This is a genomic window from Hylemonella sp. GW821-FHT10B10 (assembly GCF_059415585.1).
The window spans coordinates 739,826-754,441 of sequence record NZ_JBWKNN010000001.1 but is presented as its reverse complement, the minus strand read 5'-3'; the positions used below and the strand labels follow the sequence as shown (position 1 = coordinate 754,441).

At 66.9% G+C, this 14,616-nt stretch carries 15 protein-coding genes; 8 read left to right on the top strand and 7 right to left on the bottom strand.

Features of this window, described 5'->3' with window-relative positions; genetic code table 11:
• Positions 1 to 20 precede the first annotated feature (20 nt).
• The gene (locus AC07NT_RS03695; protein WP_498597779.1) at positions 21 to 428 is read left to right on the top strand and encodes a SirB2 family protein; all 408 of its coding nucleotides are present in this window, start codon (positions 21 to 23) and stop codon (positions 426 to 428) included.
• A 4-nt stretch (positions 429 to 432) separates the two neighbouring features.
• Here the strand turns inward: AC07NT_RS03695 and AC07NT_RS03690 are convergent, their stop codons facing one another.
• The gene (locus AC07NT_RS03690; protein WP_498597780.1) at positions 433 to 768 is read right to left on the bottom strand and encodes a hypothetical protein; all 336 of its coding nucleotides are present in this window, start codon (positions 766 to 768) and stop codon (positions 433 to 435) included.
• Between the two features lie 123 nt (positions 769 to 891).
• Entirely contained in the window at positions 892 to 1,539 is a 648-nt protein-coding gene (locus tag AC07NT_RS03685; protein WP_498597781.1) for a VTT domain-containing protein, read from the bottom strand.
• A gap of 57 nt (positions 1,540 to 1,596) precedes the next feature.
• Here AC07NT_RS03685 and mutL point away from each other — a divergent pair, with 57 nt between their 5' ends.
• On the top strand, positions 1,597 to 3,471 hold the full coding sequence (gene mutL, locus AC07NT_RS03680; RefSeq protein WP_498597782.1) for a DNA mismatch repair endonuclease MutL: 1,875 nt from the start codon (positions 1,597 to 1,599) through the stop codon (positions 3,469 to 3,471).
• 25 nt (positions 3,472 to 3,496) lie between these two features.
• On the opposite strand, the gene AC07NT_RS03675 is transcribed toward mutL, so the two are convergent.
• Genes AC07NT_RS03675 through AC07NT_RS03660 form a run of 4 tightly spaced genes read right to left on the bottom strand, consistent with a single transcriptional unit; the run spans position 3,497 to position 7,442 of the window.
• The gene (locus AC07NT_RS03675; protein ID WP_498597783.1) at positions 3,497 to 4,273 is read right to left on the bottom strand and encodes an amino acid ABC transporter ATP-binding protein; all 777 of its coding nucleotides are present in this window, start codon (positions 4,271 to 4,273) and stop codon (positions 3,497 to 3,499) included.
• 13 nt (positions 4,274 to 4,286) lie between these two features.
• Entirely contained in the window at positions 4,287 to 5,387 is a 1,101-nt protein-coding gene (locus AC07NT_RS03670) for an amino acid ABC transporter permease (RefSeq protein ID WP_498597784.1), read from the bottom strand.
• 4 nt (positions 5,388 to 5,391) lie between these two features.
• Entirely contained in the window at positions 5,392 to 6,426 is a 1,035-nt protein-coding gene (locus tag AC07NT_RS03665; protein ID WP_498597785.1) for an amino acid ABC transporter permease, read from the bottom strand.
• On the bottom strand, positions 6,423 to 7,442 hold the full coding sequence (locus AC07NT_RS03660; protein WP_498597786.1) for an amino acid ABC transporter substrate-binding protein: 1,020 nt from the start codon (positions 7,440 to 7,442) through the stop codon (positions 6,423 to 6,425). The genes AC07NT_RS03665 and AC07NT_RS03660 overlap by 4 nt, the downstream gene beginning before the upstream one ends.
• A gap of 142 nt (positions 7,443 to 7,584) precedes the next feature.
• On the opposite strand from AC07NT_RS03660, the gene AC07NT_RS03655 reads away from it, so the two are divergent.
• From AC07NT_RS03655 to AC07NT_RS03630, 6 genes are all read left to right on the top strand, one after another.
• A complete protein-coding gene (locus AC07NT_RS03655; protein WP_498597787.1) occupies positions 7,585 to 8,436 on the top strand; it encodes an alpha/beta hydrolase in 852 nt (283 codons plus the stop codon).
• Positions 8,437 to 8,514: 78 nt separating this feature from the next.
• On the top strand, positions 8,515 to 9,702 hold the full coding sequence (locus tag AC07NT_RS03650) for a multidrug effflux MFS transporter (RefSeq protein ID WP_498597788.1): 1,188 nt from the start codon (positions 8,515 to 8,517) through the stop codon (positions 9,700 to 9,702).
• Positions 9,683 to 10,642, top strand: coding sequence for a tRNA (adenosine(37)-N6)-dimethylallyltransferase MiaA (gene miaA, locus AC07NT_RS03645; protein WP_498597789.1), 960 nt, complete (start codon positions 9,683 to 9,685; stop codon positions 10,640 to 10,642). Before AC07NT_RS03650 ends, miaA begins: the two co-directional genes overlap by 20 nt.
• A 56-nt stretch (positions 10,643 to 10,698) precedes the next feature.
• The gene (locus AC07NT_RS03640) at positions 10,699 to 11,901 is read left to right on the top strand and encodes a murein transglycosylase domain-containing protein (RefSeq protein WP_498597790.1); all 1,203 of its coding nucleotides are present in this window, start codon (positions 10,699 to 10,701) and stop codon (positions 11,899 to 11,901) included.
• Between the two features lie 103 nt (positions 11,902 to 12,004).
• Positions 12,005 to 13,366, top strand: a complete 1,362-nt coding sequence (locus AC07NT_RS03635; RefSeq protein WP_498598506.1) for an esterase-like activity of phytase family protein — start codon at positions 12,005 to 12,007, stop codon at positions 13,364 to 13,366.
• Positions 13,367 to 13,387: 21 nt separating this feature from the next.
• Positions 13,388 to 14,077, top strand: a complete 690-nt coding sequence (locus AC07NT_RS03630; RefSeq protein WP_498597791.1) for a histidine phosphatase family protein — start codon at positions 13,388 to 13,390, stop codon at positions 14,075 to 14,077.
• A gap of 45 nt (positions 14,078 to 14,122) precedes the next feature.
• On the opposite strand, the gene AC07NT_RS03625 is transcribed toward AC07NT_RS03630, so the two are convergent.
• A complete protein-coding gene (locus tag AC07NT_RS03625) occupies positions 14,123 to 14,548 on the bottom strand; it encodes an Hsp20/alpha crystallin family protein (protein ID WP_498597792.1) in 426 nt (141 codons plus the stop codon).
• Positions 14,549 to 14,616: the final 68 nt, after the last annotated feature.

The window sequence follows — 14,616 nt, the reverse complement described above, 5'->3', positions numbered from 1 at the left end:
ACCCGGAACCGCACCCGCGTATGGATTGGATCGTCCACTACCCTGCCCTGCGCCATCTGCACATGGGTCTGGCCTTCACCAGCGGCGCCCTGTTCGCCGTGCGCGGCGCGGCCGTGCTGGCCCGCCAGCGCTGGCCCCTGCATCCGGTGCTGGTACGGGTCAGTGCCATCATCGACACCGGCCTGCTCGCCGCAGCCCTGCGTCTGTTGTGGGAGCTGCGCCTGAACCCCCTGCTCACGCACTGGCTGCAGGTCAAACTGGCCGTGCTGCTGCTCTACATCGTGCTGGGGATGCTGGCGCTCAAATACGCACGCAAGCGGGAGGCCAAGGCCCTGTGCTACATCGGAGCCCTGGCCTGTTATGTCTTCATTGTCTCGGTGGCGCTGACCCACTCGCCCTGGGGGTTGTTCACCAGTTGGGGCGACTGAGGCTCTAGTCGTTGTCCAGGTGCGGGGGTGACATCCCTTCGGCGGGTTCGCCGGTCTCGGGGTCGATCCAGTCAGAAATGCCCAGCTCGCTCTCGGCCTCCTGCAGGCTCTCGCCGGGCTCAGGCGCTTCCAGGTCGGCCGCTGCCTCCATGTCGGCCTGGGCTTCCTCGAAGCTGTCGTAGGGGCCGAATTCGCGCCCGCCGTCCGTCAGGCTCCAGTAGTAGCCGCCGGGGCGCTTGAGCACCAGCCCCACCAGCACCTCCTCAGCCTCAGGCACCGCCTTCATGCTGGGCGTCTCGTGGCGGCTGTTGCTGCTTGCGTCGGCTTTCTTGCGTGGCATGTCTGCACCTTCCTGCTGGCAGGAGACCGGTGCCATGGCAACCGGCCTGAACACTCCCGGCCCCCATCATGCACGCAGCCGCCCACCCCCGGCAAGCTGGTGATTCATCCACCCCGCAAAGGCTCAGGCGCCGCGCGACTTGCGGTGGGTCTTCCAGGCACCAAAGATCACGAACAGGCCGGGAACCAAGATCATGGCCCAGATGATCTTGTCCAGATGCAATTTCACAAAGGGGATGTTGCCGAAGAAATAACCCGCGGTAATGATGCCGCCCACCCACAGCGCACCGCCCAACAGGTCGTAGAACAGGAACTTGGCCCGTGTCATCTCGGCCACGCCGGCCACAAAAGGCGCGAAGGTGCGCAGAAAAGGCATGAAACGCGCCGCCACGATGGTGATGCCGCCGTATTTCTCGTAGAAGGCATGGGCCTGATCGAAAGCCCGCTTGTTGAAGAAGCGTGAGTTCTCCCACTGGAAGACCTTGGGGCCGAAGTAGCGACCGATCGTGTAATTGCTCTGGTTGCCCAGCACCGCCGCGGCAAACAGCAGGCCCACCGACAGGGGGTAGCTCATCAGCCCCACGCCGCACATGGCCCCCACCACAAATAGCAGCGAATCGCCCGGCAGGAAGGGCATGACCACGACGCCGGTTTCGACGAAGATGATGAGGAAAAGCAGCGCATAGACCCAGGCCCCGTAGCCCTGCACAAAGGCCTCCAGGTACTTGTCCACATGCAGAATGAAGTCGATGGCAAAGGCGATGAGTTCCATGGAGCCGATTATCCCTGCGGCCGCCGGCCCACCGGCGACGCGGCCTAAAATGCCCTGGTGAACGCCGCCCTCAACCCAGTCCCGCGCCGCCCCATCCGTGAACTGCCGGATGAGCTGATCAGCCAGATCGCTGCCGGCGAGGTGGTGGAGCGCCCCGCCTCGGTGGTGCGCGAGCTGGTGGACAACGCGCTGGACGCCGGCGCCAGCCAGATCACCGTACGCCTGCTGGCCGGCGGCGTGCGCCTGATTTCGGTGGAAGACAACGGCGTCGGCATCCCGCGCGAAGAACTGCCGATTGCGCTGAAGCGCCACGCCACCAGCAAGATCGCCAGCCTGCACGATCTGGAGTCCGTGGGCACCATGGGTTTCCGGGGTGAGGCGCTGGCCGCTATCAATTCAATAGCTGACTGCGCGATCCTCTCGCGCGTGGCCGAACAGTCCAGCGCCTTCCTGCTGGACGGGCGCACCGGCGAGATCCGTCCCGTGGCGCGCAGCACCGGCACCACGGTCGAGGTCAAGGAGCTGTTCTTCAGCACCCCGGCGCGCCGCAAGTTTCTCAAGACCGACGCCACCGAACTGGCCCACTGCATCGAGTCCGTGCGCCGCCATGCCCTGGCCAGGCCCGACGTGGGTTTTGCCATCTGGCATGAGGGCAAGCTGGTCGAACAGTGGCGCCTGTGCAGCGGCGAGGACGCCCAGAACCAGCGCCTGGCCGACGTGCTGGGTGCAGACTTCATCACCGAGTCGGTGGCCGTGGACTTTGGCACGGCCCAGGTGCCCGGCAGCATGCACGGCGTACGTGTCTGGGGCCGCGCCGGCATCCCCGATGCCGCACGCTCGCGCGCCGACCACCAGTTCTGCTACGTCAACGGTCGTTATGTGCGCGACAAGGTGCTCACCCACGCCGCGCGCAGCGCCTACGAGGACGTGCTGCACGGCCACCGGCAGCCGGTCTACGCGCTCTACGTGGAGATCGACCCGGCGCGTGTGGACGTCAACGTGCATCCGACCAAGATCGAAGTGCGCTTCCGCGACAGCCGCGAGGTGCACCAGGCCCTGCGCCACGCCGTGGAAAATGCCCTGGCCGTGCCACGTGCCGAAGCCGCGGTCTTGGGCGGCTCGGCTGTGCCGGCCAGCCTGGCCGAGATCGCGCGACCCATCGCGCCCGCACCCTGGGCGCAGCCAGCTATCAATTTTGCAGCATCGGACACCTCGACGCGCGGCCACGAGGTGCGTGACTTGGGCGCCTTGTGGCAGCCGACAACGGCCAGCGCGTCGGCCTCGACCCTCGCACCCTGGCCGGTGCGCGAGACAGCACCAGCCTCGGTGACATCGCCTTCCGCCGAGGCCTGGCCCCTGGGCCGTGCCCTGGCCCAGTTGCAGGGCGTCTACATCCTGGCGGAAAACGCCCAGGGGCTCATCGTGGTGGACATGCACGCTGCACACGAACGCATCGTCTACGAACGCCTGAAGAACCAGCTCGACGTGCAGGCCATCAGCAGCCAGCCCCTGCTGATCCCCGCCACCTTCCCTGCCACGCCGCAGGAAGTGGCCACGGCCGAGGCCCATGCTGCCACGCTGCTGACCCTGGGCCTGGAGATCTCGCCCTTTTCACCGAGGACGCTGGCCGTGCGCGCTGTGCCCTCCACGCTGGCGCAGGGCGATGCCGTGGAACTGGCGCGCAGCGTGCTGGCCGAACTGGGACAGCAGGAAGGCAGCACTGTGATCGAACGGGCCCGCAACGAGCTGCTGGCCACCATGGCCTGCCACGGCGCCGTGCGCGCCAACCGCAAGCTCACGCTGGAAGAGATGAACGCCCTGCTGCGCGACATGGAGCAGACCGAGCGCTCCGACCAGTGCAACCACGGCCGCCCGACCTGGCGGCAAGTCACGCTCAAAGATCTGGACGCGCTGTTCCTGCGCGGGCGCTGACAGCGCCGGACCCGGGAGGGCGCGGTTATCCGCGCGCGGCACCGCGCCGTAGCTTGGCCAGGAACTGCAGGGCCCGCTCGCTTCGCGGCGCATCGAAGAAGGCATCGGGTGCGGCCTGCTCGATCACCTGCCCGGCGTCCATGAACACCACCCGGTCCGCGACCTCGCGGGCGAACTCCATCTCGTGGGTCACGCACAGCATGGTGATGCCCTGCGTCGCCAGCTCGATCATGACGTCCAGCACCTCCTGCACCATCTCCGGGTCCAGCGCCGAGGTGGGCTCGTCGAACAGCAGGATCTGCGGCGACAGGCACAGCGCGCGCGCGATGGCCACGCGCTGTTGCTGCCCGCCCGACAGCTGCAGGGGAAACTTGTGCGCCTGTTCGGCAATGTGCATGCGCTCCAGCTGCGCCAGGGCCAGGGCTTCGGCTTCTGCGCGCGCGAGCTTGCCCACCTGCCGGGGTGCCAGGGTCAGGTTGTCGAGCACCGTGAGATGAGGGAACAGGTTGAACTGCTGGAACACCATGCCCACACGGCGGCGTACCCGGCGCACCGCCTGTTCATCCAGTCGCTCTTCCACCTGCAGCGGCACACCGGCCACGGTCAGCCGCCCCTCCTGGAACGGCTCCAGCGCATTGATGCAGCGGATCAGCGTGGACTTGCCGGAACCCGAAGGGCCGCACACCACGATGCGCTCGCCGCGCGCGATGTCCAGATCGATGTCGCGCAGCACATGGAAGTCCGGGCCGAACCACTTGTTCAGCTGCTCGAAACGGATGATGGGTTCGGAGGATGGGGTCATCTTGCGGATTTCTTCAACGTGCGTGGCTCAACGCCTGCTGCTGTTCCACCCACAGGCTGTAACGGGACATGGCGGCGCAGACGACAAAGTAGATGGCCGTGATGAAAAGATAGCCCTCCATCATGTACGGGCGCCACACCGGGTCGCCGTTGAGGGCCAGTCCCAGGGAACCGGTGAGTTCATACAGGCTGACGATGGTGATCAGCGAGCTGTCCTTGAAGATGGAGATGAAGCTGTTCATCAGCCCCGGCACCACGGCCGCCAGCGCCTGGGGCAACACCACCTGGCGCTGCGTCTGCCACCAGCTCAGCCCCACGCTGTAGGCCGCTTCCACCTGGCCCTGCGGCACGGACTGCAGGCCGGCCCGCACGGTCTCGGCCAGGTAGGCCGCCGCAAACAGGGTGATGCCCAGCAGCACACGCAACAGCACATCCGGGGCCGTGCCGACGGGCAGGAACAGCGGGAAGAGGAAACTGGCCATGAACAGCACGGAAATCAGCGGCACACCGCGCACCAGCTCCACGTACCAGCCGCAGAGCACGCGGACGGCCGGCATGCGGGAACGCCGGCCCAGGGCCAGCGCCACGGCCAGCGGGCAGGCCAGCACGATGGACAGGATGGACAGGATCAGCGTGAGCGGCAAACCACCCCAGCGCTCGGTGGGCACAGGGGTCAGGCCCAGGACGCCCCCGCCCATCAGAACCAGCACCAGTCCCCACGCCAGCAGCCAGACCGGCACCAGCCAGCGTGACCAGCACCGGGGCAAGGCGCTGCCCACCACCAGGGCCAGCAGGAGCATCGTGGCCAGCAGGGGACGCCACTGCTCTTCCACGGGGTAGCGCCCCAGAAGGATGAAGCGGTACTTCTCGACCAGCATGCCCCAGCAGGCCCCGGTACCGCTCACGGCCTGGCAGGCCTCCTCCCGGGGCCACCAGACCGCCTGCCACAGAGCCCAATCCGCGAGGGGCGGCAGGATCACCCACAGGCCGGCCAACAGGCCCAGGGTGAGCAGGGAACTCGTCGCACTGCCGAAGCATTCACGGCGCAACCAGGCCAACAACCCGCCGGGCTGCTGCGGGGCGGGTCGGGCCGGCAGAAGTTCCTGGCGCACCATGACTTCACCTCTCACGCAAGGCCGCCCGGCGGTTCAGGACCCCCATGAGCCCGGCGGTCAGCAAGGACAGGCTGAGGTACACCGCCATGATGATGGCGATGCACTCCAGGGCGTGGCCGGTCTGGTTGAGGGTGGTGTTGGCGATGGACACCAGATCCGGGTAGCCCACGGCCACCGCCAGCGAGGAATTCTTGGTCAGGTTCAGGTACTGGTTGGTCAGCGGGGGCACCACCACCCGCAAGGCCTGTGGCCCGGTGACACGCCACAGCGTCTGGCGCCGGCTGAGGCCTATGCTCCAGGCGGCCTCCACCTGCCCCCGTGGCACGGCGGTGATGCCCGCGCGCACCACCTCTGCGACAAAAGCCGCGGTGTAGAACGTCAGCCCTGCCAGCACGGCCAGAAATTCGGGCGACAGGCTGGCGCCGCCGACCAGCGCATACCCTTCCAGCACCGGCACCTCCCAATGCCAGCCGCCGCCCTCCCAGGCGGGTGCAGGCAGGGCCAGCCCGGCCTTGCTCAGGAAAACCAGCTCATGGCTATGCCAGGCCTGGCTCGCATCGGGCAGGTACGTCACCAGCAGCAGGTACCAGACCAGCAGTTGAACCAGCAGGGGCACGTTGCGGAAGAACTCCACATAGGCCCGGCAAAGGAAACGCATGGGCCCGTTGCGCGACAGGCGTCCCACGCCGATCAACGCGCCCAGCAAGGTGCACAACACGATGCCCAGCAGGGCCACACGCAGGGTGTTGAGCAAACCGACCAGGAAAGCGCGACCGTAGCTGTCGGTGGATTCAAAGGCGATCGGCCGCTCGCCGATGTCGAAACCAGCCGTCTGCCACAGCAGATCCCAGCCCCCCTGAATGCCGCGCGCGGCCATATTGGCCAGGGTGTTGTGGGTCAGCCAGCCAAGCAGGGCCAGGGTGGCGCTTACGGCCAGGGTCTGCCAGAGCAGGCTGCGCACGGCCGGGTTGCGCAGCGAGCCGGGCCGGGCCGCGCGCTTGGGCGCGGGTCGCGGCGGGATCAGGGGCGTATCACTCACCGCACAGGCAGGGCATAAAGCAGGCCGCCCTCGGTCCACAGCCGGTTGCTGGCGCGCGGCAGGCCCAGCAGGGTTTTTTCGCCCACATTGCGCTCGTAGATCTCGCCGTAATTGCCCACCGCCTTCAGGGCCCGCGCCAGCCAGTCACGGTCCAGGCCCAGCAGCTTGCCTGTGTCTTCCGTCTTGCCGAGCAGGCGCCCGATCACGGGGTCGGTGGTCTGCGCCTTGAGCTCATCCACATTGGCCTGGGTGATGCCGTTTTCCTCCGCTTCGATCAGGCCGTTCACCACCCAGCGCACCACCGCCAGCCACTCGTCGTCGCCCCGGCGTACCAGCGGGCCCAGCGGCTCCTTGGAGATCCGCTCGGGCAGGATGGCGTGGTCTTTCGCCTGGCGCACGTCCTTGGCGCGCACCGAGGCCAGGCCCGAGATATCGGTGGTGTAGGCCTGGCAGCGACCGGCGAAGTAGGCTGCGTTGGCCGCTTCGAAGTTATCGAACACCACCGGTTTGAGGTTGAGCTTGTGGATGCGCGAGTAGTCCGTCAGGTTCTTCTCCGAGGTGGTGCCGGACTGCACGCACACCGTGGCCCCCTTGAGCTGCTTGGCACTCTTGATCTTGAGTCTGGCCGGCGCCATGAAACCCTGCCCGTCATAGAACACCACCGCCGTGAACGCCAGGCCCATGGAGGCATCGCGGGTCATGGTGACCGTGGTGTTGCGCGACAGCACATCCACCTCACCCGACTGCAGGGCCGTGAAACGCTGCTGCGAGGCCAGGGGCACCCACTTGATCTTGCGCGCGTCGCCCAGCAGGGCGGCCGCCACGGCCTTGGCGATGTCCACGTCCAGGCCGGTCCACTGCCCCTGGCTGTCGGCCGCCGAAAAACCCGGCACCCCCGTGCTGACACCCACGGCAATCTGGTCGCGCTGTTTGATGACGTCCAGGGTCTTGCCCGCCTGTGCCGGCGTCCAGCCGGCACAGGCCAGCGCCCCGAGGATGAAAAGCAGAGTTCGCATGGGTGCCCCCGTGAAAGATGAGATCGAGTTTACAAGTGTGCACGGACGCCGCCTCACCTCAAGGTCTTGTCAAGACCCCACAGGGCCGGGGTTTTGGCGCTTCCGCGGGAACTTCGGGTCGAAGCCGGGCATCATTCCATGGATGAAACGCTGGTTCCTGCTGCTCCTGGCCCTGCTGGCGGCCTTCGCCCTGATCACGGGCTGCGCCACGCTGGACGAGAAGCAGCGCGGCTGGATCTTCCAGCCCTCGGACCGCAGCTGGTGGCGCGGCGACGAGGCCGCCCAGGGCATGAGCGATGTCTGGGTCAACTTCAGCTCGCGTGAAACCGGCCAACCCGTCAAGCTGCACGGCTTGTGGCTGGCGCACCCGGACCTGGCCCGCAATCCCCAGGCCCCGGTCATGCTCTACCTGCACGGCGCCCGCTTCAACGTGGTGGGTTCCGCCTTCCGCGCGCGACGCATGCAGGAGCTCGGTTTCTCGGTACTGGCGGTGGACTACCGGGGCTTCGGCAAGAGCTCGCCTGAATTGCCTTCGGAAACCATGGCCTACGAGGACGCCCGCGCGGCCTGGGACTGGCTGGGCCGGCAGTACCCCGGCCGGCCGCGTTACATCTTCGGCCACTCCCTGGGCGGCGCCATCGCCATCGAGCTGGCGGCCCAGGTGGAGGACGAGTACGGCACCCTGGTCGAAGGCACCTTCACATCCATCCCCGACGTGGTCAGCAGCTTCAAATGGGGCTGGCTGCCCGTAGGCCCGCTGATCACCCAGCGCTTCGAGGCCGTCAAGCGCGTGCCCGACATCGGCTCACCCCTGCTGGTGGTGCACGGCGCCAATGACAACCTGATCCCGCCCGAACTCGGCCGCAGGCTCTTTGACGCCGCCACGGGCCGCAAGGCCTTTGTGCTGGTCGAGGGCGGCTCGCACCACAACACCAACTCGGTGGGGCAGGCGCAGTACCGGGTGGCCATCAACGAGCTGTTCGGGCTGCGTTAGCGCCCCGTGCGCAGGGCTCACCGGCCCGGTCGATCTGCTACCCTCGACCGGATGTCTTCCCCGGCCCCCGCTTCTGCCATGTCCCCCGCCCTGATCGTGCTCGTGCTGTCCCTGCTGCTGGGCCTGCAGCCGATCACCACCGATCTCTACCTGCCGGCCCTGCCCGCACTGACCGAGGGCTTTGGTGCCACGCTGCCGCAGGCGCAGCTCACGCTCACGGCCCTGCTGCTGGCCTTCGGTCTCTCGCAGCTGGTCTGGGGCCCGCTGTCGGACCGTTTTGGCCGCCGGCCCATCCTGCTCTGGGGCCTGGGCGCCTATGTGCTGGCCTCACTCGTCAGCACGCTGGCGCCCACCATGGCGCTGTTGATCGTGGCACGTGTGCTGCAGGGCGCGGCCATGGGCGCAGGCGTGATGTGTGCGCGCGCCATCGTGCGCGACCTCTACCGCCCGGTGGACGGCGCCCGTGTGATGTCCAAGGGTCTCACGGGCCTGGGCATCATCGCCTGCCTCAGCGGGCCGCTGGGCGGCCTGCTCACGGATATCGCCGGCTGGCGCGTGGCGCTGCTGGCACTGGCGCTGTTCGGTGCGGGCGCACTGGCCCTGGTGTTCTGGCGCTACGAGGAAACCCTGGCACAGAAAAACCCGCTGGCCCTGCAGCCCGCCACCTTGCTGTCCACCTGGCGCGGCATCCTGGGCCATCCCACCTTCTGGTCCTGGTCGGCGCTGTCGGCGGCCTCCTACGGCGGGCTGTTCACGGTGCTGGCCTCCTCGTCCTTCATCTTCATCCAGGTGCTGGGCGTCTCGCGGCCGGCCTACGGTCTCATCATGTGCTCGGTGTCCTTCACCTACATCCTGGGCACCATGGGCTGTCGCTGGCTGCTGCCGCGCTTCGGGGTACGCCGTACGGTGGCCCTGGCGGGCTGCTTCACGCTCGCCGGCGGCACGCTCATGGGGGTGTTCGCGCTGGCCGGCCTGCACAAAGGCTGGACCATCATGGGCCCCTTCTACCTCTTCATGCTGGCGCACGGCGTGCACCAGCCCTGCAGCCAGAGCGGTGCCGTGGGCCCCTTCCCCTACGCGGCGGGCGCGGCCTCGGCGCTCAACGGCTTCGGCATGGCCCTGATCTCCTTCCTCATGGGCAGCGTGCTGGGCGAGGTCATGGACGGCACGGCACGACCCCTGATGTACGGTGTGTTTTTCTGGAGCGTGATGATCGCGCTCGCAGCCTGGACCCTGGTGCAGAAACATGGCAAGTCCGAACACTGAACTGCCACGCTGTCTTGCCCTGGCCGGACCGACGGCTTCAGGAAAGACGGCTGCGGCCCTGGCCATTGCCGCCGAACTGCCGGTGGAGATCATCAGCGTCGATTCCGCCCTGGTCTACCGCGGTATGGATGTGGGCACGGCCAAGCCCAGCGCGGCCGAACTGGCCGCCGTGCCGCACCACCTCATCAACATCCGCGACCCGCTGCAGGCCTACAGCGCCGCCGAGTTCGTGGCGGACGCCACCGAGCTGATCCACGCCATCCACGCACGCGACCGATATCCGCTGCTGGTGGGAGGCACCATGCTGTACTTCAAGGCCCTGTTCGACGGCATCGACGACATGCCCAGGGCCGACGCGCGAGTGCGCGAACAGATCGAGGCCGAGGCCCGGGCCCAGGGCTGGCCGGCCCTGCACGCCGAGTTGATGCGGGTGGACCCGCCCACCGCCGCGCGCCTGGCGCCCGGTGACGCGCAGCGCATCCAGCGGGCGCTGGAGGTGTACCGCGTATCGGGCCAGCCCCTGTCCTCCTTCCACACGCGCGGCGCCCAGGCCCAGCCCTCGGCCATGGCCAGCGCCACCACACTGGTCTCGCTGGAGCCACAGGACCGCGCCTGGCTGCACGAGCGCATTGCCCGGCGCTTCGACGCCATGCTGGCCGGGGGTCTGCTGGACGAGGTACAGCGTCTGCGTGCGCGAGGCGATCTGCGGCCGGACCTGCCCTCCATGCGCTGCGTGGGCTACCGCCAGGCCTGGGAAGTACTGGACGGTGTGTTTCCGATGAGCGAGTTGCGTGAGCGCGGTATCTACGCCACGCGCCAGCTGGCCAAACGCCAGATCACCTGGCTGCGCTCCATGCCGCAACGCCGCGTCGTGCCCTGCGATGCCCCCGACGCGGTGCAACAAGTGTTGCAAATCGCGCGCAACTGGTCCGTCATCTAGGGAATTTCGTTAACATGGCCTGGGGTCCGATACCGGGCCCGAAAGGGAGTCCCGCCATGACCATGAAGCGACGCATGTTCCTGGGCGCCACCGGCGCCCTGACCTTGTCGGCCTGCAGCACACAGCAGATGGTGAACATCGCCACGGCCAGGAGCCCGGAAACGGCCTTGCGCAGCATGGCCCAGAGCCGGGTCAACTCCTACACCTACAACCCGCAACTCGTGCTCGCCGATCTGCGCAAGATCAAGAACGAATACGACAAGCTCATGGGCAACCTGGAGAAGGAGAGCGGCGAGAAGTGGGGCAAGCGCGAATCGGGCACCCTGCCCAGCCGCACGCGCTATGTGAAGTACACGGAGAACTACAAGAACCGCGTCGTGGTCGATTACGACGCCGGCACCATCCTGATCGAGCACCTGGACGAAGAAGGGGTCAAGGACAAGCTGCGCCGCGCCACCGTCGTGGCCGTGCTCACACCGGGCGACCCGGGCGCCGTGGACCTGTTCTCGGACAAGGAAGTCACTCTGACCGGTCAGCCCTATCTGCAGGACCTCGTGGTGGACCAGAACAACGTCGTCCTCAAGACCCGCGACGACGTGGAGCGTTACGCGAGCTACCTGGTCGAGAACCGCCTGCAGCAGCGCAGCATCGACGTCAACGGCACGCCCAAGACCGTGTTCTACGTGCAGCTGAACATGGTCAACGCCGCCATCGACAAACGCGCCCTGCAGTACGCCAGCCTGGTGCGCCAGAACTCGGAGAAGACCCGGGTCAGCCGCAGCCTGATCTACGCCATCATCCGCATCGAGAGTTCCTTCAACCCCTACGCGGTCTCCAGTGCCCCGGCCTACGGCATGATGCAGCTCGTCCCGACCAGCGGCGGGCGCGAAGCGTACCGCAAGTCCCGCAACGAGGACGTGATCCCCAGCAAGGAATTCCTGTTCGTCCCCGAGAACAATATCGAGCTCGGTTCGGCCTACCTGGGCGTGCTGCTCCACGACAGCCCGCTGCGCGAGATCCGCGACCCGGTGTCGCGCGAGTACTGCGCCATCGCCGCCTACAACACGGGCCCCAGCAATGTGTACCGGGCCTTCAGCAGCAGGAGCGGGCGGGAACGCCAGGACGAGGCGCTGAACGCCATCAACGCCATGCGCCCCGACGAGGTCTACAACGCCCTGCGCAGCAAGCTGCCTTATGAGGAGACACGCGGCTACATCGCCAACGCGGTACAGGCCAAGAAGCGCTACGCCATGATGTAGCCTGGGCAAGGAGGCCCGGCGCGCAGGCCGGGACAGCCTTCACAGTACTGTCATCTGCGCTTCCTAGCATGCGACTTGTGTGTTCAACCAACCCAAGTCCATCATGCGCATTCCCCTGCTGCTGTCACTGCTGAGTCTCGCCGCGCTGGCGCCTGCCCAGGCCCAGACCGCCTTCCCTGCCACCCTGGCCGGCCACGCCGCCCTGCCGGCCACCAGCTTCATCGCCGCGCCCAAGGACGCACCGGCCAGCCTGCAGACCTCCGGCAAATACACCACCCCCGACGGCCGCCGTGAAGACCGTCTGAACGTCATCGCCGGCACGTCCTTCCTCTCGGCCAAGGAGGCGCCCCGCCCCACCGGCATCAACCTGCCCTTCCAGGGCCAGCCCGTGCAGGGTTTCTCGGGCATCAAGGCCATGAAGGACGGCAGCTACTGGGTGCTGACCGACAACGGTTACGGGAGCAAGGCCAACTCGGCCGACGCCATGCTGATGTTCCACCACGTCAAGCCGGACTGGAAGAGCGGCAAGGTCCAGCGCCTGCAGACCGTGTTCCTGCACGACCCGGACCACAAGGTGCCCTTCCTCATCGTCAACGAAGGCACGACCAAACGCTACCTGACGGGCGCGGACTTCGACATCGAATCCATGCAGTTCATCGGCGAGCACGTCTGGTTCGGTGACGAACTCGGCCCCTACCTGGTCAAGACCACCCGCCAGGGCAAGGTGCTGGCCGTCTACAGCACGATGATCGACGGCAAGCTGGCCCGTTCACCCGACCACTACACGGTCACCACCCCTGCAACGCCCGGCGCCTTCAACACCCCGGTGCGCCGCTCGCGCGGTTACGAGGGCATGGCCGCCTCGAAGGACGGCCAGTTCCTCTACCCCCTGCTCGAAGGCCCGCTGTGGGACGAAGCCGGCAAGCAATGGGAAAACAAGGACGGCCGCGAATACCTGCGCGTGCTGGAGTTCAACGCGGCCAAGGGTGAATGGACCGGCCGCTCCTGGAAGTACGCACTCGAAGTCAAGGGCAACAACATCGGCGACTTCAACATGATCGACGCCGACACCGGCCTCATCATCGAGCGCGACAACGGCGAAGGCCTGGAGAGCACGGCCTGCAATGGTCCGGCCCGCCCGGACTGCCAGAACGTGCCGGCCAAGTTCAAGCGCGTCTACAAGGTCAGCCTGAAAGAGGTGGACGCCGACGGCTTCATGCGCAAGATCGGCTACATCGACCTGATGGACATCCAAGACCCCAAGGGTCTGGCCAAGGTGGGAGGCAAGGACGGCAAGTTCACCTTCCCCTTCGTGACCATCGAGGACGTGGACGTGGTGGACGCAGCACACATCGTCGTTGCCAACGACAACAACCTGCCCTACTCCTCAGGCCGCCAGCTCGGCCGCAACGATGACAACGAGTTCATCCTGCTGCACGTGCCTGAACTGCTGAACGCCCGCTGAGCCGACCCCGGAGTCCTCACCATGCAACGCCGTAGCCTGCTGCTTACCCTGCTGCTCGGCCCGGGCCTCATGGCCGGTGCCGCAGCACAGAACGACGAGCCTGTGCTCGACCTTTACCTCGTGCGCCACGGCCAGACCGGCTGGAACCTCGAGAAGCGCCTGCAAGGCAGCACCGACAATGTGCTCAACGACACCGGTCGCCGCCAGGCGGCCGAGCTGGCCTCGCGCCTGGCCGGCGTGAAGTTCGCGCACATCTACAGCAGCGGCCTCAAGCGCGCGCAGGAAACCGCTGCCGCCTTTGCCGGCAGCACGCCGGTCACAGCCCTGCCCGCGCTCAACGAACGCTCCTTCGGCAAGTTCGAAGGGATCTTTGAAGACGAGCGCAGCGCTGCCCTGTACGCCGAGTTCGGCAGACGCGGCAGCGTGCTGGACGACGGGCTCGACGGCGGCGAATCGCTGCAGAGCCAGGCCGAACGCGTGAAGTCGGCCGTGCGCGAGATCACGACGCGGCATCACTCGGGCAGCGTGGCCATCGCGGCACACGGTGGGGTCAACCCGCTGGTGCTGGCCGTCCTGCTGGACCTGTCGGTGGCCGAGGCCGTGGCCCGCATCAGGCAGGCCAATGACGAGGTCTATCTGGTGCGCCTGCGCCCGGGCCAGCCGCCGTCGGCCTGGAAACAGATCGGTCGCAGTACGCTCGAACAGCTCTGACGACGGCGTGACAGGAAAACGGGGGCCGCGGCCCCCGTTTCTTTTTCACTCGATGCGCAGCTTCTGCCCGCCCTTGCCCTGTTTCTTGGGCAAGGTCAGCGTGAGCACGCCGTTGTCGTATTTGGCCTTGGCCTGCGCCTGGTCCACGTCCTGCGGCAGCTGGATGCTGCGTGCGACCGAGCCGAAATAACGCTCGCTGCGCAGCTGCTTGTCATCCTTGTGCGTGTCCTCCTGCTTGACCTCGGCCCGCACCACGACCATGCCGCCTTCGATGGTCACGTGGATATCGTCCTTGCGCACGCCCGGGATCTCGGCAGAGACGGTGTAGTCGTTGCCGTTTTCCTTCACGTCCAGACGGATCTGGCCTGGGCTGGGCAGCGGGTCGCCGTGCAGTGGCTTGACGTAGAAGCCGGGCGCCATGTCGCGGAAAAAGTCGTCGAAGAGATTGCCGCGCGAAATGAGAGAGTTCATGGATTCCTCCTGTATTCAAGCTGGCCGGCGGTCCACCGGATCGGCAACGGCCACGTCAAAAATATAGG

Coding starts and splice junctions, on each gene's coding strand:
- AC07NT_RS03695 (WP_498597779.1), top strand. CDS start 21: ATGGATTGGATCGTCCACTACCCTGCCCTGCGCCATCTGCACATGGGT.
- AC07NT_RS03690 (WP_498597780.1), bottom strand. CDS start 768: ATGCCACGCAAGAAAGCCGACGCAAGCAGCAACAGCCGCCACGAGACG.
- AC07NT_RS03685 (WP_498597781.1), bottom strand. CDS start 1,539: ATGGAACTCATCGCCTTTGCCATCGACTTCATTCTGCATGTGGACAAG.
- AC07NT_RS03675 (WP_498597783.1), bottom strand. CDS start 4,273: ATGACCCCATCCTCCGAACCCATCATCCGTTTCGAGCAGCTGAACAAG.
- AC07NT_RS03670 (WP_498597784.1), bottom strand. CDS start 5,387: ATGGTGCGCCAGGAACTTCTGCCGGCCCGACCCGCCCCGCAGCAGCCC.
- AC07NT_RS03660 (WP_498597786.1), bottom strand. CDS start 7,442: ATGCGAACTCTGCTTTTCATCCTCGGGGCGCTGGCCTGTGCCGGCTGG.
- AC07NT_RS03655 (WP_498597787.1), top strand. CDS start 7,585: ATGAAACGCTGGTTCCTGCTGCTCCTGGCCCTGCTGGCGGCCTTCGCC.
- AC07NT_RS03650 (WP_498597788.1), top strand. CDS start 8,515: ATGTCCCCCGCCCTGATCGTGCTCGTGCTGTCCCTGCTGCTGGGCCTG.
- miaA (WP_498597789.1), top strand. CDS start 9,683: ATGGCAAGTCCGAACACTGAACTGCCACGCTGTCTTGCCCTGGCCGGA.
- AC07NT_RS03640 (WP_498597790.1), top strand. CDS start 10,699: ATGACCATGAAGCGACGCATGTTCCTGGGCGCCACCGGCGCCCTGACC.
- AC07NT_RS03635 (WP_498598506.1), top strand. CDS start 12,005: ATGCGCATTCCCCTGCTGCTGTCACTGCTGAGTCTCGCCGCGCTGGCG.
- AC07NT_RS03630 (WP_498597791.1), top strand. CDS start 13,388: ATGCAACGCCGTAGCCTGCTGCTTACCCTGCTGCTCGGCCCGGGCCTC.
- AC07NT_RS03625 (WP_498597792.1), bottom strand. CDS start 14,548: ATGAACTCTCTCATTTCGCGCGGCAATCTCTTCGACGACTTTTTCCGC.